This is a genomic window from Streptomyces sp. NPDC002868 (assembly GCF_055563295.1).
In genome coordinates, this window is record NZ_JBVHDR010000001.1 from 725,632 (window position 1) to 746,876 (window position 21,245).

A 21,245-nucleotide genomic window follows, 5' to 3' on the forward strand; every position below is an offset into this window, starting at 1 on the left:
CACAGCGGCCCCCTTCGGCACTGAGGATCACGAGCCGTCGGGGGACCGGCCTGTAGATCGTCGGCGCGGGATCCTCTGACGACTTCGTCCCACGGGACCTGGATCCACATGTTCCCGCCCGAAGGGGAATCCGGCATCAGCCGGTCGGCTCCGGGTCGGCCGGCCGGTCGTCGAGGGCAGGCCGCCGGCGGCGAGTGCGGCGATCCGCCGCTCACTGCCGGTGAGCGCCTCCGCCCCGGTGAGCGCCGTCGCGAAGCGGCGGGCGCCGCCCTTGCGCAGGGCCTCCTCGGCCAGGGACCGCATGCGGACAGCGCCCAGCCGTTCGGCGCGTTCGGACGCCTCCCGCAGGGAATCGCGGGCCCGCGCCAGCGAGGACGCGCTCCTCGTCGAGGTCAATCCGCTCGTACGGACCGCGGACGGCGACATCTTCGCACTCGACGGCAAGGTCACCCTCGACGACAACGCCCGCTTCCGGCAGGCCCGTTGGGGATCGGATGAGGCGGACCCGCACGGCGACCCGCTGGAGGCCGCGGCTGCCGCCAAGGGCCTCAACTACGTCAGGCTCGACGGCGAGGTCGGCATCATCGGCAACGGCGCGGGCCTGGTCATGTCCACCCTCGATGTGGTCGCCGGCTGCGGGGCCCGCCCCGCCAACTTCCTCGACATCGGGGGAGGCGCCTCCGCCCAGGTGATGGCCGACGGGCTGTCCGTCATCCTCTCCGACCCGGCCGTGAAGTCCGTGTTCGTCAATGTCTTCGGCGGAATCACCGCCTGCGACGCGGTCGCCGACGGCATCGTCCAGGCGCTGGAATCCGTACGCCTCACCAAGCCGCTGGTCGTACGGCTCGACGGCAACAACGCCGCCCGGGGCCGCGCCGTTCTCGACGGCCGCGCCCATCCACTTGTCCAGCAGGCCACCACGATGGACGACGCCGCCCGCCAGGCAGCAGACCTCGCCAACTGAAGGGACCGGGAACCATGGCCATCTTCCTCACCAAGGAGAGCAAGGTCCTCATCCAGGGCATGACCGGCTCCCAGGGCATGAAGCACACCCGCCGGATGCTCGCGTCCGGCACCGACATCGTCGCCGGAGTCAACCCCCGCAAGGCCGGCAAGGTCATCGACTTCGACGACCGTGCAGTCCCCGTCTTCGGCACGGTGCGCGAGGCCGTCGACGTCACCGGCGCCGACGTCACCGTCGTCTTCGTGCCGCAGCCGTTCGCCAAGGCCGCGGTGATCGAGGCCGCGGACGCCGGCATCGGTCTCGCCGTCGTCATCACGGAGGGCATCCCCGTTCATGACGCCGTGACCTTCCTGGCATACGCTGCGACGCGTGGCATCCGCGTCATCGGCCCCAATTGCCCCGGTCTCATCAGTCCGGGACAGGCCAATGCCGGCATCATCCCCGCCGACATCGCAGCCAAGCCGGGCCGCGTAGGACTTGTGTCCAAGTCCGGCACGCTCACCTATCAACTCATGTACGAGCTACGGGAGACAGGGTTCTCGTCCGCGGTCGGCATAGGCGGCGACCCGGTCGTCGGCACCACCCACATCGACTGTCTCGCCGCCTTCGAAGAGGACCCGGACACCGAACTCATAGTGCTCATCGGGGAGATCGGAGGTGACGCAGAGGAGCGCGCCGCAGCGTACATCGCCGACCACATCACCAAGCCTGTCATCGGATACATCGCAGGCTTCACCGCTCCGGAGGGCAAGACGATGGGCCACGCCGGCGCCATCGTCTCCGGCTCGTCGGGAACCGCGCACGCCAAGAAACAGGCCCTTGAAGCGGCGGGTGTACGCGTCGGAGCGACGCCGACCGAGACATCCAGGCTGGTACTGGCTCGTCTTGCGGAGACACGCGGCTGACACCGACCATCTATGGGGGCGACCGGCGTGTGCGAGCCGGCCGCCCACCCTTCGACGGGCATGCTCACGAGGCATGGCCCGCGGTGTACGGCTCGAGACCAAGGGCTCATGGCACTCACTGCCACCAAGCGCTCATGACTCACGGCCCATGACTCCGGGCCGATGCCCCACCCACCACACGGCCTGACCCTCCCGCCCCTGACGAGCGGAGACCAGCTCATGGCACCCACCCTCACCCCCAACCTCACCCTCAAGCCGGGCACCGCCTGGTCCGACGCCTGGCAGCGCTGTATCGCTGCCGCACCCGAGTCCTTCCAGGACGACCGCGTACTCAACCTCTGGGCCGCGCAGTGGCACCCCGACGGCCGCGCCCTGCCCGCCACCAGCCCCGTCGACCTCAGCCCCATCGCGGGACCGCCCCGTCTGGACGCGGCCACCGCGCAGCAGGCCGTACGCGCCTCGCTCGACCAGCACCGTGCCTGGCGGCACATCCCGCTGCCCGAGCGCCGCGCCCGCGTCGGCGCCGCCCTCGACGCCCTGACCGAACACCGGGAGCTGCTTGCCCTCCTCCTCGTCTGGGAGATCGGCAAGCCCTGGCGGCTCGCCCAGGCCGACGTCGACCGTGCGATCGACGGAGTGCGCTGGTACGTCGAGGGCATCGAGCCCATGCTCACCGACCGCTCCCCGCTGGACGGCCCGGTCTCCAACATCGCCAGTTGGAACTACCCGATGTCCGTCCTGGTGCACGCCATGCTGGTGCAGGCCCTGGCCGGCAACGCGGTGATCGCCAAGACCCCGACCGACGGCGGCGTCGCCTGCCTCACCCTGGCCAGTGCCCTCGCCGCCCGTGAGGGCATCCCGATCACCCTGGTCAGCGGCAGCGGCGGCGAACTCTCCGAGGCACTCGTCCGCTCCCCGGAGATCGGCTGCGTCTCCTTCGTCGGCGGCCGCGACACCGGGGCCCGTATCGCCACCGCGGTCGCCGACCTCGGCAAGCGCCACATCCTGGAGCAGGAGGGTCTGAACACCTGGGGCCTGTGGAACTACAGCGACTGGGACTCGCTCACCGCTGTGATCCCCAAGCTCTTCGACTACGGCAAGCAGCGCTGTACGGCATACCCGCGGTTCGTCGTCCAGCGTGAGCTGTTCGCCGACTTCCTGGCGGCCTACCTCCCCGCCGTACGCTCCATCCGTACGGGCCACCCGCTGGCCGTCGAGAACCCGTCCGACCCCCTGCCCACCCTCGACTTCGGCCCGCTGATCAACGCGGCGAAGGCCAAGGAGCTGGGGGATCAGGTGGCCGAGGCGATCGACCGCGGCGCGGTCCCGCTCCACCGGGGCTCGCTGGCCGAAGGCCATTTCCTCCCCGGCCAGGACACCTCCGCCTACCTCCCGCCCGTCACCCTCCTCAACCCGCCGCCGAGTTCCCCCCTCCACCACGCGGAACCGTTCGGCCCGGTCGACACGATCGTCCTGGTCGACACGGAGGCGGAGCTGCTCGCCGCGATGAACGCCTCCAACGGCGCGCTCGTCGCGACCCTCTCGACGGACGAACCCGAGACGTACGAGCGGCTGGCCCCCCAGATCCGGGCCTTCAAGACCGGCCACGGAAAGCCCCGCTCCCGCGGTGACCGCGACGAACTCTTCGGCGGCTTCGGCGCGTCCTGGCGGGGCGCCTTCGTCGGCGGCGAACTGCTGGTCCGCGCGGTGACGGAAGGACCGGCGGGGGAGCGGCTGCCCGGCAACTTCCCGGAGTACCAGCTCAACGCGTAACTGCCCCTATCCGATGCCCTGGCGGTCGGGTTCCAGTGCGAAAGCGCGCTCGGCCGCCTCGGGCAGGGCCCTCTCCACGGCCTGCACCAGCAGCGCCCGATGCCGCTCGAGCGGCTCGCGGCGCTCCGGCGGTACGAGCCCCAGCAGATCGTCGATCCCGGCGAGCATGCGCCGGGAAACCTGCGGGTTCCCCGGGGCGAACCCGCGGATCTCGGCGAACCCGAGATCGACGAGATCCCCCCACTCGGGCACGTCCTGGATCAGCCGCACGTCGCCCTTGCCGTCGCGGTGGTGCACGGCCCCCAGCGGGCGTGCGGCGAGCGCCGCCAGGAACTGCACGATCCGGTCCAGGCACTGCACGGCAGTGGTCGGGTCGTTCACGGCCGGTGACAGCGCCCGCAGCGCGATGTCGGACAGCTGGCGCAGCCCGAACCCGAGGTCCTGGTGGAACGTACGCTCCACCCCTACCGACACCGTGGACTGCAAGGCCCACCGCGACGGCACCCGATCGGGCTCCCCGTGTACGGCGAGCATGGGCATGCCCGGCACCACGAAGTCCCCGATCCGCGGAATCAGCCGCAGTACGACCCCCTTGCGCCGCGCGACCCGCACCAGCCGGGCGGCATGCACATCGCGCAGCGTCCCGGACCGCCCCTGATGACGCACGCGAGCGACCTCGGGAGGCAGGGGTGTGTCGTCAGCCCCCTGCACCGGCATCTTCGCCAGCACATGGAACGACTCCTTGGTCACCCGCTCCGCCACGGGCCCCACCTTCATCAGCTGCAGCGTCTGTGTCACATACGCGATGAACAGCAGCAGGCTGAGCCCCACCATGAGGAGGGTCAGCGCGCTCTGCACGAGCGGGACCGAGGCCACCTGTCGCGGATTGGTCTCGCTGTCGTACGACGTCAGGACCAGCAACGACAGCAGAAACGTCGCCAGGAAGACGGAGAAGGTGAGCTTGCTGATCCGGCTCCGGATGAAGATTCGTACGATGCGGGGACTGAAGTTCCCGGCGGCCATCTGGACGGCCACCAGCGAGATGCTGAAGACCACACCGATGAAGGTCATCATCGCCGCGCTGACAGTGGTGACGATGGTCTTGGCGTCCTCGGCGACCCCGATGAGAGACCGGACGGTGCCGTACTCCCCGGCCTTCTGAAGCCCCTCCAAGATCTCGGTGTCGAGCGCGTCCGCTGCGCCCCACAGCACGCACACGAGGAAGAGCGCCATGGTGGGCGCGAACCAGAAGGTGTCCCGCAAATGCTCGCGCAGAGGGGAGAGCGCACGGGGCCGTCGATACTTGCGATCACTCACACAGCTGAAGGTATCGTCACTGTGTGTTTGTGTGTGGATACACGCTGCACCGGCGCCGGTGCGACGTGGACCGTACACCTCGATCGGGGTGGCTGCACCCCACTGACCACCGGATATGCAGGTGAGGGGCGCCTCGATCCCCTGGTATTGTTGTCCATGTCGCCGCGGGAAACCGGGGCGGTCACCTAGTCCGGGTGGCGGAATGGCAGACGCGCTAGCTTGAGGTGCTAGTGCCCTTTATCGGGCGTGGGGGTTCAAGTCCCCCCTCGGACACAGAGAGAAACCGAGGAAACGGGTCTCTACCAGTGACGAAAGTCCTGGTAGAGGCCCGTTTCTCGTTGTTCGGCATGACGGTGTCCGGGGTGTCTCGGGCGACCGCGAAGGCTGCGTCGTAGCCGAAGAGGCTGCTCAACTCTCTGTCGGCGCGTTCCGCGTAAAGCGTTCGGTCAAGGACTCGGCTGCCGCGGCGAGGTATGCCCAGGGCCGTTGCCGTCCGCCGCTCACGGCGGCGATCCCGGCCTCGTCGTAGCGGGAGGTCGCGAGGGACGGCGAGGTTGCCCGCCATCACCGGCTGCTGTCAGACATCTACCGCAAGGTCGGCTCCGATCAGGCGGGACTGCCGAGGCTGATCGGGATGCAGGGGGTGCGTCGCCGACACGGCATGACTGAACCGATCGCAGATCGGCTCAAGCCCCCGGCGGTACTTCGCCTCGACGGATCGGCCCCTCCGCGGTCTGATGGTGTGGAGGGAGGTGGCCCGGGTGGGTGGCGGAACTCCTCCGACGATGCAGGCGTGGGTGGCCTGTGCCGCTCGCAGTGGGGTGATCGAGCGCGTCGAGTTGCCCGTCCCGGTGCCTGAGGCCGACGAGGTGCTGGTCCGGGTGCACGTATGCGGGGTGTGCCGCACCGATCTCCATGTCCGCGACGGCGATCTGCCACCGCATCGCGAGAGGGTCGTGCCGGGCCACGAGGCCGTCGGCGACGTCGTCGCGGTCGGCGCCCGGGTCACCGGGCCGAGGGTCGGTACCCGGGTGGGAATTCCTTGGCTGCGCCGGACGTGCGGGGTGTGCCGGTACTGCGCCCGAGGACAGGAGAACCTGTGCCCCTCGTCCGTCTACACCGGTTGGGACGCGCACGGTGGCTATGCCCAGTACGTCACAGTGCCCGCGACCTACGCGTACGAGCTGCCCGGCGGATACTCCGACGAAGAGCTGGCCCCGCTGCTGTGCGCCGGGATCATCGGCTACCGAGCGCTGCGCCGGGCCGACCTCCCTCCCGGCGGCCGGCTCGGCATCTACGGCTTCGGAGCCTCCGCCCATATCACCGCGCAGCTCGCCATCGCCGAGGGCGCCGTCGTCCATGTCCTCACCCGGTCCCCGGCCGCCCAGGCACTCGCCCTGGAACTCGGCGCCGCCTCGGCCGGTGACGCCTACGCCCGGCCGCCCGAACCGCTCGACGCGGCGATCCTCTTCGCCCCGGTGGGTGACCTCGTCCCCGTAGCCCTGGAGGCACTCGACAGCGGCGGGACACTGAGCATCGCGGGTATCTACCTCACCGACATCCCGCCGCTGCACTACGAACGGCATCTCTTCCGCGAACGCAGCGTGCGCAGCGTCACCGCCAACACCCGCCAGGACGGAAGGGACTTCTTCGCCGCGGCGGCCGGCCACCGGCTCCGCGCCACGGTGACCCCGTACGACTTCAAGGACGCGGACACCGCCCTGGACGACCTCGCGGCGGACCGGATCACCGGGGCAGCGGTGCTGCGCATGCCCGCCTGACGGCGGGGGCGGTGCGTCGCCAGGCTCCCGATTGGACCCGGGGCGGGGCTCGTGGTCGGGCTCGCGGCCTGGCGCCCGGACACCCACCTGAGCTGAACACTCCAGGTCAGCCCGCATCACGACCGGTTGGGGTTCTGGGTCAACTCCGCCGTCGGACACCAGCACACCAGAAGAGACCCCACTTCGCGTGGGGTCTCTTCGGCTTTCTGACCCGGGCGTGACCCGGTCCGGCCTGCCGTACTCAGTTGTCTTCCGGCATGGGTGCCGGCCGGGCCCCCTTCGTCCGTTCCGGCGTCCAGTAGTCCCGCACCTCGTCGGGGCCCTGCCGCACATCACTGCTGGTGGTCCCTGAGTCCGGCTGCGGCTTGGGGGCCGAGGCGGCCGCGGCCGTACGCCATGCGGCCACCGCCACGACAGCGGCGAGCAGGACGGCGGCGGTTCCCCATCGGCTCAAGCTACTGCGACGCATTGGACTGCTCCTTGTCAGGTTGTCAGGTGACGCTGCCCTGGGCGTCGAACATCGCCTTGACGGAGTCATCGAAGTACGAGCTGCGGTTCCAGCCGCCTGTGGCGAGCGTGCTCATCGCCCCGTTGACGGACCCCAGGCCGTTGGAGTCGTTGAACTCCCGCAGCCACGGCCCGCCGCTCGATCCGCCGCCGAAGTCACACTGGAGTTCTATGCGGCCGTCGCTGACCCCTCGCGTGGTGCCCTGACAGGCCCACTGGAGCTGGCCGTTGTCGCGGTTGCCCGGGTAGCCCATCACGGTCATGGCCTGGGTGCGCGAGAAGTTCCAGCTCAGTCCGTGACCGCCGGTGACATTGACGATCTTGTTGCCGTTGAGCGGCCACGTGGTCACCATCGCCACGTCCCGGCCGAGGTCACTGTTGTTGATCCAGGCGTTGAAGGTGCGGAACTGCTTGGCGGCGTAGGTGCCGAAGGGGCGGACGCCGGAGCGGAAGCGCGGCGCATAGGTCCAGTTTGTCATCCAGGTGCCGCCGCGGCCCCCGTGTACGCAGTGCCCGGCGGTGATCAGCATCTGCTTGGAGGGACTGTTGATGGCACTGGCCGAGCAGGTGTAGTTGAGTCCGTTGCTGGGGTTGGTGAAGAACACCTTGCCCACCGCGGCGGATTCGGTGACCAGTGGCCTGACCGTGTCCGCCCGCCCCTGGGCGGGCGGGGTCGATCCCGGCTTCCCGGTGGGTCCTGCCTTGCTCTGGGCGGCGCGCTGCGACCCGGCTGTCCGGTCGAGCGGGATGGCCTTCCTCATCCGCTCCGGCGTCCAGTAGCGGGCCAGCGCGGCGGCGGCGGACGCCGAGTCGACCGGCGCGCCGTTGGAGAGCCGCGGAGTGGCGCCGGCGGTGGTGGCCCCGGCGGGGACGGCGGCGGATCCGGGCCCGCTGGGCGCGGGTCCCGCCATGGCGGGAGTTGCCCCGACCAATGCCAGCATTGCGGCAGTGGCCAGCGGTAGAAGTGCCTGTCTGAGACTGCGCACGAGTGGTACCCCCAATGGTCGATTCGGACGCACATTGCTGCAGTTCGCCAGTCAATGTACGGAGCAGTAGCGACCGTAGGTCTGGCAAGTGCCCGCGTGATAGTCCGAAATGAGTCCCTCCGCTATTCACGCACCGTGCCGCGTCGCATTTCGGTCAGTCCGGCCCACCGCTAGCTTGCCGAATACTTGTGTGCCCGATGCTGACAAGCGCAGGTCGCTTACGAGGTTTTGGCGCGGCGTCAGCAGGTGGGGGACAGGTCAACTCTCCGGCTCTGGCGGCACTTTGTGAAATCCGGCAGACCTGTGGGCATGCTCGTGATACGCCGCCGGTGGCAGGATTTGTTTTTCTTTCCGCCAAAAAACGAGACACATTGCGGGCGAGTGATTCATGACCCCGGCGCTTGAAGATTTCTAATTACGTTGAGGCGTAAACCTGAACGCCGCCTCTTCCAGAAAGGGCGTTGCGTCGTCTCTCGTAAGAGCATGCGACCAGAACAGATCGAAACAGTTCAGATGCTGGGCCATGTCCCCGGCGCGTAGGGCCTCCTCAGTGCGTACAGCGCATCGATGTCCGCCGCGTACGCTCCCGTGATCGCCCGGCGCCGCAGTTTCAGTGTCGGCGTCATCAGCCCCTCCGCCACGCTGAACTCGTTCGGCAGGATGCGGAACGCGCGGATGGACTCGGCCCTGGAGACCTGGGTGTTGGCCCGGGAGACCGCCCGCTGGATCTGTGCCCGCAGATCCTCGTCGTCCGTCATCGCAGACACGTCCGCCGGCTGCTTGCCCTTGAGGCTCTGCCAGTGCGCCAGCGCCTCCGGGTCCACCGTGATGAGCGCCGCGATGTACGGCTGGTCGTCGCCCACGACCAGGCACTGCGAGATCAGTGGATGGTGGCGCAGCTGCTCTTCCAGGGGCAGCGGAGCCACGCTCTTGCCGCCGCTGGTGATGATGACGTCCTTCTTGCGCCCCGTGATGACGAGATAGCCCTCGCCGTCGAGATGGCCCGTGTCGCCGGTGGCGAACCACCCGTCGCGCAGCACCGCCTCGGTGGCCTTGGGGTTGTTGAGGTAGCCGGCGAAGACCGTTTCGCCGCGGACCCACACCTCGCCGTCATCCGCGATGTGCAGCGCGCAGCCGGGGATCGGCCGGCCCACCGTGCCGAATCTGACTGATCCCGGCGGCTGGGCCGTGATCGCACCCGCGGTCTCGGTGAGGCCGTACCCGTCGTAGACGGTGACGCCCGTGCCCGCGAAGAACAGCCCCAGCTCCCTTCGCAGCGTCGAGCCGCCGGACACCGCGTTGCGCACCTGGCCCCCCAGTACGGCGCGCAACTTGCTGTACACCAGGCGGTCGTACACAGCGTGCAGGACCTTCAGGGACGGGCTCGGACCATGGCCCGAGCCGATGGAGCGTCGCTCCACGGCCTCGGCGTAGCGCACCGCGACGGCCGCGGCCTTGTCGAAGAGGCCGAGATGTCCTGCATCCTCGGCCACGCGGCGGGCCCTGTGGAAGATTCTCTCGAAGATGTACGGCACGGCGAAGAGGAAGGTGGGCTGGAAGGACGCCAGAGCGGGGAGGAGCGTCTCGGGGGTGAGATCGGGCTGGTGGCCGAGGCGGACGCCGCCACGCAGACAGGCGACCACGACCATCAGCCCGTAAATATGGGCAACGGGCAGGAAGTTGAGGATCGACGGCTGCACACCCGGCTCGGCGAGGATCCCGCCCCAGCCTTCGATCAGGATGTCGCACTCGGCGGCCAGATTGGCGTGGGTGACGAGGCAGCCCTTGGGTGTTCCGGTGGTGCCGGAGGTGTAGCAGATCGCGGCGATCTGGTCCGGCAGAACAGCGGCGCGGTGACGGTGGATCAGGTCATCGTCCACGCCGAGGCCCTGGTCGATCAGGGCCTCCACACATCCCAGGTCCATTTGCCAGATCGCGGACAGCCGGGTCACCGCGTCGGAGGCCGCCGCCACGGTCATCGCATGGTTCTCGTGCTCGACCACGATGGCCCGGACCTGGGCATCGTTCAGTATCCAGCGCACCTGCTCGATGGACGACGTGGGGTAGACCGGAACGATCTCGGCGCCGACGGACCACAAGGCGTACGCCAGAACCGTCCACTCGTAGCGAGTACGGGACATCAGCGCGACCCGGTCGCCGAACCGGATGCCGCTGGCCAGGAACCCCCTGGCCACGGCCATGACTTCGTCGCGGAACTGCTCCGCGCTGATCGGCTCCCAGTCCTCCGGCCCTGTCCCCGTCCGGCGGGTGAGCTGCACCAGGGAGGGATCGCGCTCAGCTGTCTCGTACACAGAGTCGGCGAGACCCCCCGACCGCGGCGATTCGGCACGGAATGGAGGACCGTAACCTTGCATTGGGCCTCTCCCCTCCCCGTGTTGGGGCGCCGCACTGTGCAACTCAGGGAGCGAAAGGTACCTGTTGGAGGCAGTGATGCCTAGTTTCCGTGGGTAAGCCGGTCCCTCACGCCCCACAGCCACCTGATGTCACGTCCGAAGGACCAGATGAGCAGGGCCAGCGCCGAGAAGACCGCCGCGAACGCCGGCAGGCGCGGGACGACTCCGGCGCCGACCACCAGAAGCACGATCCCCTGCAGCGCCGCCACCGTCTTGCGGGCCGTGCTCGGCGGCAGGGCTCCGTTCAGCCATGGCAGAACCCGGGCCGCCGCGACGAAGGCGTAGCGCATCGTGCCGATCAGCAGGACCCAGGGGCCAAGCGACGTGGCGACATAAATGCTGAGTACGAGTATCAGGAAGGCATCGACTTCCATGTCGAACCGCGCGCCCAGGGGGGAAGCCGTGCCGGTGCGGCGGGCGACCTGGCCGTCGACCGCGTCGAGGATCAGCGCCACCGTCGTGAGCGCGACCAGGAGCGTGACCGGCGGCGGACTCTCGAAAGAGTCCGCGACCAGGGCGGTCACGCCCCCGACGAGTGTCGCCCGCGCGAGGGTGACGCGGTTGGCGGCCCCGAAGGAGCGGAGCCACGAGCGGTGCACGGCGCGCGTGAGCACGGCCCAGGTCACGAGCGCGAACGCCAGACCTGTCAGCCATCCCGCGGGCCCCAGGCCGATCGCCGTGCCGAGAAGGGCCAGCAGAAGTAGCTGCGCACCCGCTCCAGCGGCTGTCTCCTGGCGCAGCAGCCGCCTGTCATACGTGTTGTTCAGGGCCACCCTTGCCGCCCTCCGGCTGCGTGACAGAGTCAATGGTGCCGCGTACCGTGGCCGCGGCTTGTTAAAGATCAGTACGTCAAACGCCGCCCGAATGTTCAGGAGCACGCAGATGAAGCGCGCCGATTGTTCAGGAGTACGCAGATGAAGCGCGCCGCCCGTGCCTTCTGGCTCCGCTCTCCCGGCCACGGCGAGATACGGAACGTCTCCCTGCCCGAGCCCGCCGCCGACGAGGTTCTCGTGCGCACCCTCTGTTCCGGCGTGAGCCGCGGAACGGAGACCCTCGTCTTCCGCGGTGGAGTACCGGAGAGCCAGCACACCGCGATGCGGGCGCCGTTCCAGGACGGCGAGTTCCCCGGGCCGGTCAAGTACGGCTATCTCAACGTCGGCCTGGTCGAAGAAGGACCACAGCACCTGCTCGGCCGTACGGTCTTCTGCCTCTACCCGCACCAGACCCGCTACGTCGTCCCCGCGAGCGCCGTGACCCCCGTGCCGGACACCGTCCCCGCCGCGCGGGCCGTGCTGGCCGGAACGGTGGAGACCGCGGTGAACGCCGTGTGGGACGCCGCGCCGCTGATCGGCGACCGGATCGCGGTGGTCGGGGCCGGCATGGTCGGCGCCTGCGTAGCCGCCGTCCTCGCCCGCTACCCCGCCGTCCGCGTGCAACTCGTCGACGCGGATCCCACGCGCGCCGGGATCGCCCGCGCGCTCGGCGTCGACTTCGCGCTCCCCGAGGACGCCGCGGGCGACTGCGATCTCGTCGTCCATGCCAGCGCCACCGAGGACGGGCTCGCGCGCTCACTGGAACTCCTCGCCCCGGAAGGGACGGTTGTCGAACTGAGCTGGTACGGCGATCGTCGGATCAGCCTGCCGCTGGGGGAGGCCTTCCACTCCCGCCGCCTGGTCGTGCGCAGCAGCCAGGTGGGGATGGTGTCCCCCTCACGGCGCTTCAGCCGGACCTTCGCCGACCGCCTCGCGCTCGCGCTCGACCTGCTCGCCGACCCCGCCTTCGACGCGCTGATCACCGGCGAGTGCGCCTTCGACGAGCTGCCGGAGGTGCTGCCGAGACTCACCTCCGGGGAGCTCCCGGGGCTGTGCCACCGGGTTCTCTACAAAACCGCTGCTGACCCGGCCTGAACAACGAGAACAAGCCAGCCGTACTACAGGGTCCCAGTACAGGTCCGATGTGCCGCCACACCTGGAGGGTCATCCGTTGTTCAGCATCACCGTCCGCGACCACCTCATGATCGCTCACAGCTTCCGTGGAGAGGTCTTCGGCCCCGCGCAGCGCCTGCACGGAGCGACGTTCCTTGTGGACGCCACCTTCCGCCGCGCCGAGCTGGACGCCGACAACATCGTTGTCGACATCGGACTGGCCACCCGGGAACTCGGCGCCATGGTCGGCGAGTTGAACTACCGCAATCTCGACGACGAATCCGACTTCGCGGGCACCAATACCAGTACGGAATTCCTGGCCAAGGTCATCGCCGACCGTCTCGCCGACCAGGTGCACGCAGGGGCTCTGGGCGAGGGTGCCCGCGGCCTGGCCGGCATCACGGTCACCCTGCACGAATCACATATCGCCTGGGCGAGTTACGAGCGCACCCTGTGAACCGCGCCGATGTTCATGCGGCCGCACCGCACTCGCGCTCGGTGCACATCGTCATGCCCGGGGGCGTCGACGATCCGGCCGCGCCGAGTGGCGGCAATGTCTACGACCGCCGGGTCTGCCAGGAACTGCGCGGAATCGGCTGGCAGGTCCACGAGCACGCAGTCCCGGGCAGCTGGCCCGAGCCCGAAGCGGCCGCCCGCGCCGAACTGGCCCGAGTCCTGGCGGAGGCGGCGGACGGCACCGTCGTCCTCCTCGACGGACTCGTCGCCTGCGCCGTTCCCGACATCGTCGTCCCCGAGGCCGAACGGCTGCGCCTGGCAGTGCTGGTGCACCTGCCGCTGGGCGACGAGACAGGACTCGCCCCCGCCCGGGCGGCGGCCCTGGACGCCTTGGAGCGCGACACTCTGCGCGCCGTTCCGGCGGTCGTGGCGACCAGCGAGTGGGCGGCCCGCAGGCTCATGGCCCACCACGGCCTCGCCTCAGGCCGGGTCCATGTCGCCGCCCCCGGCGTCGACATCGAGCCCCCGGCGCCCGGCACCGACGGTGTCTCGCGGCTGCTGTGCGTCGCGTCGGTGACCCCGCGCAAGGGACAGTACCGGCTGGTGAAGGCACTCGCGGCCGTCGCGGACCTGCCCTGGGACTGCGTATGCGCCGGCGGCCTCGATCAGGACCCCGGCTATGTCGCCGGGCTGAGGGAGCTGATCGAGGAGTACGGCCTCGGCGACCGAGTGAGCCTCGTGGGACCCCAGGCCGGTGCGGAGCTCGACGCGAGCTACGCCGCCGCCGACCTCATGGTGCTCACCTCGTACGCCGAGACGTACGGCATGGCCGCGACCGAGGCGCTCGCGCGCGGCATTCCGGTGCTGGCGACGGCCGTCGGCGGTCTCCCTGAGGCCGTCGGGCGCGCGCCCGACGGCAGCGTGCCGGGCATCCTCGTACCGTCGGAAGACCCGGCGGCACTCCCCGCGGCGCTGCGCCGCTGGTTCGGCGACTCCGGCCTGCGCCGTCGGTTGAAGGCGGGCGCAGGCGACCGGCGCACCGCACTGGACGGGTGGGAGACGACATCGCGGAAGCTGGCCGGTGCGCTGGAACAGCTCATACTCGAACCCCGGAGGGCCGCGTGAGTACCACCGACGTACCTCGTTATGCCCCCGAATGGCTGGAGCTGCGGGAAGGCGCCGACGCCGCCGCCCGCGCATCCGGACTCCTCGAACCGCTGCTCAGGCACCTGCAGCGACGAGATGCGGGGCTGGTGATCCGCGATCTCGGCTGCGGCACCGGCTCCATGGGACGCTGGCTGGCACCCCGGCTGAACGGCCCCCAGCACTGGATCCTGCACGATCGTGACCCCGCTCTGCTCGAACTGGCCGCCGCACGGATGCCCCGTACGACAGCTGACGGCAGCCGCGTGACGGTCGCCGCCGAACGCGGTGAAATCGGCCGCCTGACCGCTGAAGACCTGGCCGACACCTCGCTGTTGACGGCCTCTGCTCTGCTGGACGTGCTCACCCGCGACGAGATGGACGGGCTCGCCAAAGCCTGCGCGACGGCCGGATGCCCGGCACTGCTGGCGCTCTCCGTGGTCGGGCGGGTCAAGCTGACACCGGCCGAACCGCTGGATGCCGAGCTCGCCGCCGCTTTCAACGCCCACCAGCGCCGTAACGGCCTGCTCGGGCCCGACGCCGTCACCGCGGCCTCCGAGGCCTTTGCACGGCAGGGGGCGACGGTACGGGCGCACCCCAGCCCATGGCGGCTCGGCGCCGATGAGTCGGCACTGACGGCGGAGTGGCTACGAGGCTGGGTCGGCGCGGCCTGCGAGCAGCGCCCCGGCCTCGCCTCGCGCGCCGAAGCGTATCTGCGGCGCCGCCTGGCCGCGTGTGAGGCGGGCCAGTTGCAGGTGGTGGTGCACCACAGCGATCTGCTGGCACTGCCCCGGCCGGCGGGCGGGACCTCATGAGCCAGACAGTACGGGCCCGTCTCGGCACGCTCGCCGGAGCGGGCATCCTCGTGGTGCTGGTGTGGCGGCTGGGCACCGGTGCCTTCCTGGACGGGCTGCGCAGGATTGACGGCCCCACCCTGCTGGCCGCTCTCGGCCTCGGCCTGCTCACCACTGTGTTCAGCGCCTGGCGTTGGTGCGTGGTGGCCCGCGGCCTGAACATCCGGCTGCCGCTGGGCCGTGCCGTCGCCGACTACTACCGCGCGCTGTTCCTGAACGCGGCGCTGCCCGGCGGCGTACTCGGCGATGTACACCGCGCGGTGCGGCACGGGCAGGACACGCATGACGTCGGCCGTGGTGTGCGTGCGGTCGTCCTCGAACGGACCGCGGGCCAGGTGGTCCTGATCGCGGTCGGTGTGACGGTCCTGCTCGCCCAGCCGTCCCCGGCCCTGGCCGGGCCCCGCGACCTGGCCACGTCGCCGGGGACCGCTCTGGCTCTCGCCGTGGTGGTCGCCCTGACGATCGCGGCCGCCGTCCGCCTCCGCGGGAAGCCAGGCGCATCGCGATGGCACCGCGCGGTCCGCGCCGCGCTGGCCGAAGCGCGGCTCGGACTGCTCGCCCGCAGAAGCTGGCCGGGAGTGGTCATCTCGTCCGTCGTGGTGCTGGCTGGGCACCTCGGCACGTTCCTTCTCGCCGCCCGGGCCGCCGGGTCAACGGCGCCGTTCGCCGAACTCGCGCCCCTGATGGTGCTGGCGCTGCTCGCCATGGCGCTGCCGCTGAACGTCGGTGGCTGGGGGCCCAGGGAAGGCGTCACCGCGTGGGCCTTCGGCGCCGCCGGCCTGGGTGCGGCCCAGGGGCTGACCGTCGCCGTCATCTACGGAGTGCTCACCTTCGCCGCGAGCCTGCCCGGCGTCGGGGTGCTCGCCGGCCAGTGGCTCGCCCGTATTCGGCGTCCCCAACTCCAGCTCGAAGAGCGTGTCCTCGCCAAGAGTGGCGCGTCGCACCGGCGGGCGGAGCGCGTCCCGCATCACCGGCGTACCGGCGAAGCGGAGCCCTGGGACACCGTCGCCGAGCAGGACCGGCGCCACCGTGACGTAGAGCCGGTGCAGCGCCTGCTCGTGCAGGAAGCGTGACACGGTGACGCCGCCGCCCTCGATCAGTACCCGGCCCAGACCGCGCCGCGCGAGCGCCTGCACCAGGCGGCCCGGGGCGAACGCATCGCTGTCCGGCAGCGTCAGTACATCGACGCCGTCCGGGGCGGACTTGCTGCGGTCACTGCCCTCGCCCACCACCCACAGCGTCGGCGCTGATCCGTCGGTGAACACCCGGTGCCCCAGCGGTACGCGGCTGTGCGGATCCAGCACGACGCGCACCGGGTTGGCCCCGGGGCAGGCACGCACCGTGAGTTGCGGATCGTCCGCGACCGCTGTGCCCGCCCCGACGACCACCGCGTCGGCGAGCGCACGCAGGCGGTGCAGATGAAGGCGGTCCTCCTCGCCCGTGACGTAGTCGGCGTCGCCGGTACGCGTCGCTATGAAACCGTCCAGGCTCTGTCCGAGCTGTGCGAACGTAACGTGCGGACCGGCCAGGCACAGCGGCAGATAGCGGTCGGCGAGCATCTGCGCCCCGGGCGAGGCGTCCCGCTTCCAGCGCCGGCCGCCGTCCGCGCCCGGGACAAGGCCGGCGGTCTCGGCGTCCGCCTCCGACCTGATGCCGCGCAGCCGCTCCCAGGCTTCCGCCGCGTCGAGTACGTCGCTGCGGCCGGTCATCGCGTCGCCTGCCGGGTGAGCAGTGAGACGTACTCACCGAAGGATTCGACCAGTGCCGCCAGAAGTTCTTTTCCCTTATCGGCGGACGCCATTGACGGACGGCCGATGACACCGGACTCGGTGTATGCCGTCATACCCAGAGTGAGCAGATGCTTACGGTCGTCGACCAGGAAATCGGAGGTTTCATAACCGGGACGGACCAGTTCGGGATGGGCGTGCAGCAGGATGGACGTCTCCACTTCACCCGCGTGCATATCGCTGTGTGACGGGGTCTGTACACCGGCCCTGGACCGTGCCGCATCCCAGTCTGCCGAGCCGGGGAATAGCGCCATACGCATCCCGCTGCCGACGGATTCCTGAACTACGTTGCGCAGTACGTAATTTCCGCCGTGTCCGTTGACCAGAATCAGGGAACCGACACCGGACCGGCGGAGCGAGTCGGCGATGTCCCGTACGACGGCGTGGAGGGTCGCGGCGGAAATGCTGACGGTTCCCGGCCAGGCCGCATGCTCGTGCGAGCAGGAGATCGTGAGAGGAGGAAGGTGGTGAACCGGATGGACTGCGGCGATCTCCCGGGCGATGGTGCAGGCGACGACCGTGTCGGTCACCAGGGGAAGGAACGCGCCGTGCTGCTCGAAACTGCCTATGGGAAGGACGGCGACATCGGCCTGCCGGGTCCGCACGTCCTCCGTGGAGTCCCACGGCAACAGGCCCGATGCCTGTGGCGTTTGTGAACCACTCATTGTTTTAGGGCCTTTCGTTGTTCGCTCCGCGCGTCCATGGTCGAACGTGATGAAACGGGCAGTCAGTTGATGCTTCTTCGTCATTTTGGCCTACGCCGCCCAGAGATTGCCAGATAGGATCGGGGTCATGACAGAAAGTGATGGCGTGTTCGGCGACAGTGTTCGTCCTTCAGGTGTCGAACGAGTGGTGGATGTCGGGCTGTCCACCACGCACGGCGATTTTCTCGCCATCGGCTACCTGGACCGCGAAAGCGGGGACGAACAAATGGTGCTGGTATACGGCGATGCCGAGAAAGAGGGAGCACTTACCCGTGTGCATTCGGAGTGTCTGACCGGAGATGTCTTCGGGTCCAAGCACTGTGAATGCGGCGATCAGCTGTCCGCCGCACTGCACGCCATTGTGACGGAAGGGCGCGGCATTCTCGTCTACCTCCGGGGTCACGAGGGGCGAGGGATAGGCCTGTTGGCCAAGCTGCGGGCCATGAAGCTCCAGGCGGAGGGGCTGGACACGGTCGAGGCGAATCTCGCCCTCGGGTTCCCGGCCGACGCCCGCGACTACCGGGTGGCGGCGGAGATGCTGCACGACCTCGGTGTGCAATCAGTGCGACTGTTGTCGAACAACCCGCTCAAGCGCGAAGCACTGCTGCGGCACGGCATCAAAATCACCGAGCAGGTTCCCCTGCTGATACCGCCGCGCGAGGAGAACATGTCGTATCTGTTGACCAAGCGGGAACGCCTTGATCATTACCTGCCGCACCTGGACGGCGTGACCGGCCAGTGACGACCGCCTCCACAGGTCCGCCGGCTCAGGTCATCTGCCGCCGCACCAGTTCGTGAAGCGCGCCGCCCGCGTTGGCCAGCAGGTCAGCCGGGCGGCCCTGCTCGACGACCCGGCCGTCCGACATCACGATCACGCGATCGGCGTCCATCACCGTCGACAGCCGGTGGGCGATCACCACACGGCTGGCGCTCAGTTGGCGGGTGGACTCGATCACGATGCGCTGGGTCTCGTTGTCCAGCGCGCTGGTCGCCTCGTCGAAGAACAGGATGCGCGGGCGGCGGATCAGGGCCTGGGCGATCATCAGGCGCTGGCGCTGGCCGCCCGAGATCGCGCCGCCGGACGAGATCATGGTGTGCAGGCCCATCGGCATGCGCTTGATGTCCTCGGCCAGGCCCGCCATCTCGGCGGCCTCCCGCGCCTCTTCCTGGGAGAAGGACTCGGCGCCGCAGATGCAGTCCAGGATCGAGCCGGTCAGCGGCTGTGCGTTCTGCAGGACGACACCGCACTGGCGGCGGACGGCAGCCTGGTCCAGGGCCGCCAGGTCCTGGCCGTCGTACAGCACGCTGCCCGAGGCAGGTTTGTCGAAGCCGATGAGGAGGCGGAGAAGCGTCGACTTGCCGCATCCGCTGGGGCCGACGATCGCCACGAACTCGCCCGGCAGCACCTGGAGAGACACGTCGTCGAGGACCAGGGGGCCGTCGTCGGAGTAGCGGAAGGAGAGCTTCCTGGCCTCCATCGCGCCGGTCAGGGTGCCGGGCTGGGCACTGGCGCCGCGGACCTCAGGGGCCTCGTCGAGGACCGGCTTGATCTGTTCGAACATGGGCAGGACGGCAGCGGCCGAGACCAGCGCCCCGGAGACCTGCGTGACGGAGGTCAGCAGCATCGTCACGGAGGTGTTGAAGGTCAGGAACTCACCGGCCGACATGCTGCCACGGGCAGGGCCGGCCAGCAGCATGAACATGGTGAGCGAACAGAGCGGCAGATAGACCGCGTCGAGGACCGTGGTGATGTTCCTGATCCGGCCGGCGCGCTGCTGCAGTTCACGGGAGCGGGCGAACTCCCGCGCCCAGGCGCCGTACGCGAAACTCTCCGCCGCGGCGACGCGCAGCTTGGGCAGCCCGCGCAGGGTCTGGAACGCCTGGTTGTTGAGCTTGTTTCCGAGCTCGACGAGCTGCCTCTGCCACCGCAGCTGCCACAGACCCATCCCGAGAAACACGGCTCCGATGAGGATCAGCATGGCGATCGCGGCGAGTGCCAGCGGAACGCTGTAGAAGAGCAGCAGTACGAGGTTCATCGCGCCGACCGTGCTCGCCTGCACGGCGACCGGGCCGATGCCGGACAGCACCCGGCGAATGGCGCTGATGCCCATCGCCGCACTGGCCAGCTCTCCGGTCGAGCGCTCGGTGAAGAACCTGGTCGGCAGCCGCAGCAGCCGGTCCCACACGGCCGGTTGCAGCGCGCTCTCGATACGTCCCTCCATCCGCAGAATGGTGAGGTTCTGCAGCAGCATGAACGCGGCGGAGACGACGCCGGCGATCATGACCGCGAGTGAGACCTGGACGATGAGGTTCTTCTCGGCCGTCGGCACGTACACGCCGAGCACCTGTCCGGTCGCGATCGGCACCAGCGCGCCGAGCCCCACCGCCACCAGCCCGGCGAGCGCCAGATTGCGCAGATCCATGCGGGTGTCGCGCAGACTGAAGCGCATCAGCTGCCAGGCAGTCATGGGCCGTTCCGGCAGCGGGCGGTAGAACATCACGGCGCGCGGTTCGAGTTCCTCCGCGCTGTTCCGGCCGATGCGTATCCGCAGTCCGGATGCCGGGTTCACCGCTTCGTACCGGCCGCGACGCCACAGCAGCGCGACCGGGGCTCCCGACTTGGCCCAATGGCCCACCAGGGGGCCGGTGTTCGTACGCCACCAGCGACCGTCGAGTCTGACCGCGCGGGTACGGATCCGCGAGCCGACCGCTATCCGCTCGACGGGACTGACGCGGTCGCCCACCGCACCGCTCTTCGACGGCTCGGAGAGCGTGATCCCTGCGGCCTCCGCGACCCGTCGGCAGACGGCGAACGTGGCGTCGTCGGTCGCCACGTCAGCGCCGGTGGATGCCCGGCCGGCCCGTTCCGGCCTGCCGATGGAGGCCAGCAGCGCCTGGTCGGCACGGGCGCGGACGGCCTCGCCCGCCTTGATACCGGCGGCCGTCCGGTCCTCGTGCGCGCGCTCCAGCTCTTCGATCCAGCGGTCCACCGCGGACAGCAGCCGGTACTGCTGGTTGACCATCTGCTGCCACAACGCAGCGTCGACCAGCAGGTCCCCGGCCGCCTCGGCGCTGTACGCGGCGCCGTACTGGACGCTGCCGGGGGAGACCGGCATCCACAGGATGTCGTCGTCGGCCACGGCCCCGTCGGTCGCGGGCCGGCCGTCGAGCGGAGCCTGGAACAGGACGCCGAGCCCCCGCCCGGTGCCGAGAGCGAAGGCGTACTCCAGGGGACTGGGAGCCTCGTAGCCGGTGTTGGATGTTGCGTAGCCGGCGTTGTACGTGCCGGACCCGGTGTCATACGTCCCGGACAGGGTGTTGTACGTGCCGGAGGCGGTGTTGTACGTGCCGGAGGCGGTGTCGTACGTCCCGTACTCGGTCTCGTACGTCTCGTACTCCGGCCGGTACAGCTCCCGCAGCGGGATCCGGCGCAGCTGACAGTCCTGCGAAGGCCTGCCGAGCAGTGTGTGCCGCGGGCCGTCCACCGGGCCGAGCAGCAGCGTGCCCGCTTCGAGACGGCCGAGGAAGTGCCAGTGCCCCTGCTGGGCGGCGTCGACCGCGAAGAGATCCAGCGCCCCGCCGACGACGAGCCACAGCACCTGCGGCCCCTCCAGCGCCAGGCTGCGCAGGCCGGTGCAGTCGACGGGCGCGCCGAGGCCGCCCAGCGCGTGGGTCACCGCGTCGATCTCCCCCGGTCCCGCGACCGCGGACGGGTGAACGGAGGCCACG

17 protein-coding genes, 1 tRNA gene and 2 pseudogenes are annotated in these 21,245 nt (G+C 69.7%); 11 read left to right on the forward strand and 9 right to left on the reverse strand.

The annotated features are described in order from the left end of the window. Nucleotides 1-27: 27 nt before the first annotated feature. Nucleotides 28-303 (reverse strand): hypothetical protein, encoded by a 276-nt coding sequence (locus ACZ3H8_RS03415; RefSeq protein WP_467396803.1) that lies wholly within the window; start codon nt 301-303, stop codon nt 28-30. Between the two features lie 64 nt (nt 304-367). Between ACZ3H8_RS03415 and ACZ3H8_RS03420 the strand changes: the two are divergent. The 3 genes and pseudogenes from ACZ3H8_RS03420 to ACZ3H8_RS03430 form a co-directional block, all read left to right on the forward strand. Then, nucleotides 368-964, forward strand: a pseudogene (locus ACZ3H8_RS03420) (ADP-forming succinate--CoA ligase subunit beta); the annotation flags it as partial. Between the two features lie 14 nt (nt 965-978). After that, the gene (gene sucD / locus ACZ3H8_RS03425; RefSeq protein WP_467396805.1) at nt 979-1,869 is read left to right on the forward strand and encodes a succinate--CoA ligase subunit alpha; all 891 of its coding nucleotides are present in this window, start codon (nt 979-981) and stop codon (nt 1,867-1,869) included. A gap of 219 nt (nt 1,870-2,088) precedes the next feature. Further along, nucleotides 2,089-3,642, forward strand: a complete 1,554-nt coding sequence (locus ACZ3H8_RS03430) for an aldehyde dehydrogenase family protein (RefSeq protein WP_467396807.1) — start codon at nt 2,089-2,091, stop codon at nt 3,640-3,642. A 6-nt stretch (nt 3,643-3,648) separates the two neighbouring features. On the opposite strand, the gene ACZ3H8_RS03435 is transcribed toward ACZ3H8_RS03430, so the two are convergent. Beyond that, entirely contained in the window at nt 3,649-4,959 is a 1,311-nt protein-coding gene (locus tag ACZ3H8_RS03435; protein ID WP_467396809.1) for a DUF2254 domain-containing protein, read from the reverse strand. 188 nt (nt 4,960-5,147) lie between these two features. Here ACZ3H8_RS03435 and ACZ3H8_RS03440 point away from each other — a divergent pair. Together ACZ3H8_RS03440 and ACZ3H8_RS03445 are read left to right on the forward strand one after the other, a co-directional pair. Next, nucleotides 5,148-5,232, forward strand: a tRNA-Leu gene (locus tag ACZ3H8_RS03440). A 512-nt stretch (nt 5,233-5,744) separates the two neighbouring features. Beyond that, nucleotides 5,745-6,740, forward strand: a complete 996-nt coding sequence (locus tag ACZ3H8_RS03445; RefSeq protein WP_467397929.1) for a zinc-binding alcohol dehydrogenase family protein — start codon at nt 5,745-5,747, stop codon at nt 6,738-6,740. A 241-nt stretch (nt 6,741-6,981) separates the two neighbouring features. On the opposite strand, the gene ACZ3H8_RS03450 is transcribed toward ACZ3H8_RS03445, so the two are convergent. The 4 genes from ACZ3H8_RS03450 to ACZ3H8_RS03465 form a co-directional block, all read right to left on the reverse strand. Beyond that, entirely contained in the window at nt 6,982-7,209 is a 228-nt protein-coding gene (locus tag ACZ3H8_RS03450; protein WP_356220609.1) for a hypothetical protein, read from the reverse strand. A 22-nt stretch (nt 7,210-7,231) separates the two neighbouring features. Further along, a complete protein-coding gene (locus tag ACZ3H8_RS03455) occupies nt 7,232-8,188 on the reverse strand; it encodes a trypsin-like serine peptidase (RefSeq protein ID WP_467396811.1) in 957 nt (318 codons plus the stop codon). A 554-nt stretch (nt 8,189-8,742) separates the two neighbouring features. After that, nucleotides 8,743-10,608, reverse strand: coding sequence for an AMP-dependent synthetase/ligase (locus tag ACZ3H8_RS03460; RefSeq protein WP_467396813.1), 1,866 nt, complete (start codon nt 10,606-10,608; stop codon nt 8,743-8,745). 80 nt (nt 10,609-10,688) lie between these two features. Further along, nucleotides 10,689-11,420, reverse strand: a complete 732-nt coding sequence (locus ACZ3H8_RS03465) for a CDP-alcohol phosphatidyltransferase family protein (protein ID WP_398982149.1) — start codon at nt 11,418-11,420, stop codon at nt 10,689-10,691. 141 nt (nt 11,421-11,561) lie between these two features. Between ACZ3H8_RS03465 and ACZ3H8_RS03470 the strand changes: the two genes are divergently transcribed. The 5 genes from ACZ3H8_RS03470 to ACZ3H8_RS03490 all read left to right on the forward strand — a co-directional run bounded on the left by ACZ3H8_RS03470 (nt 11,562) and on the right by ACZ3H8_RS03490 (nt 16,098). Continuing rightward, complete coding sequence (locus ACZ3H8_RS03470; protein WP_467396816.1) at nt 11,562-12,554, forward strand: zinc-dependent alcohol dehydrogenase; 993 nt, start codon at nt 11,562-11,564, stop codon at nt 12,552-12,554. A 76-nt stretch (nt 12,555-12,630) separates the two neighbouring features. Further along, nucleotides 12,631-13,029, forward strand: coding sequence for a 6-pyruvoyl trahydropterin synthase family protein (locus tag ACZ3H8_RS03475; protein ID WP_467396818.1), 399 nt, complete (start codon nt 12,631-12,633; stop codon nt 13,027-13,029). A gap of 53 nt (nt 13,030-13,082) precedes the next feature. After that, on the forward strand, nt 13,083-14,153 hold the full coding sequence (locus tag ACZ3H8_RS03480; protein ID WP_467397932.1) for a glycosyltransferase family 4 protein: 1,071 nt from the start codon (nt 13,083-13,085) through the stop codon (nt 14,151-14,153). Beyond that, a complete protein-coding gene (locus tag ACZ3H8_RS03485) occupies nt 14,150-14,986 on the forward strand; it encodes a class I SAM-dependent methyltransferase (RefSeq protein WP_467396820.1) in 837 nt (278 codons plus the stop codon). The genes ACZ3H8_RS03480 and ACZ3H8_RS03485 overlap by 4 nt, the downstream gene beginning before the upstream one ends. Beyond that, on the forward strand, nt 14,983-16,098 hold the full coding sequence (locus ACZ3H8_RS03490) for a lysylphosphatidylglycerol synthase transmembrane domain-containing protein (protein ID WP_467396822.1): 1,116 nt from the start codon (nt 14,983-14,985) through the stop codon (nt 16,096-16,098). The genes ACZ3H8_RS03485 and ACZ3H8_RS03490 overlap by 4 nt, the downstream gene beginning before the upstream one ends. Here the strand turns inward: ACZ3H8_RS03490 and ACZ3H8_RS03495 are convergent. Then, a pseudogene (locus tag ACZ3H8_RS03495) lies at nt 16,087-16,734 on the reverse strand (RibD family protein); the annotation flags it as partial. The gene ACZ3H8_RS03490 and the pseudogene ACZ3H8_RS03495 overlap by 12 nt on opposite strands. Next, nucleotides 16,731-17,477 (reverse strand): creatininase family protein, encoded by a 747-nt coding sequence (locus tag ACZ3H8_RS03500; RefSeq protein ID WP_467397934.1) that lies wholly within the window; start codon nt 17,475-17,477, stop codon nt 16,731-16,733. The gene ACZ3H8_RS03500 and the pseudogene ACZ3H8_RS03495, both read right to left, overlap by 4 nt. A gap of 127 nt (nt 17,478-17,604) precedes the next feature. On the opposite strand from ACZ3H8_RS03500, the gene ribA reads away from it, so the two are divergent. Then, a complete protein-coding gene (gene ribA, locus ACZ3H8_RS03505; protein ID WP_467396824.1) occupies nt 17,605-18,258 on the forward strand; it encodes a GTP cyclohydrolase II in 654 nt (217 codons plus the stop codon). Between the two features lie 25 nt (nt 18,259-18,283). On the opposite strand, the gene ACZ3H8_RS03510 is transcribed toward ribA, so the two are convergent. Then, complete coding sequence (locus tag ACZ3H8_RS03510) at nt 18,284-21,244, reverse strand: NHLP bacteriocin export ABC transporter permease/ATPase subunit (protein ID WP_467396826.1); 2,961 nt, start codon at nt 21,242-21,244, stop codon at nt 18,284-18,286. Nucleotide 21,245 lies beyond the last annotated feature (1 nt).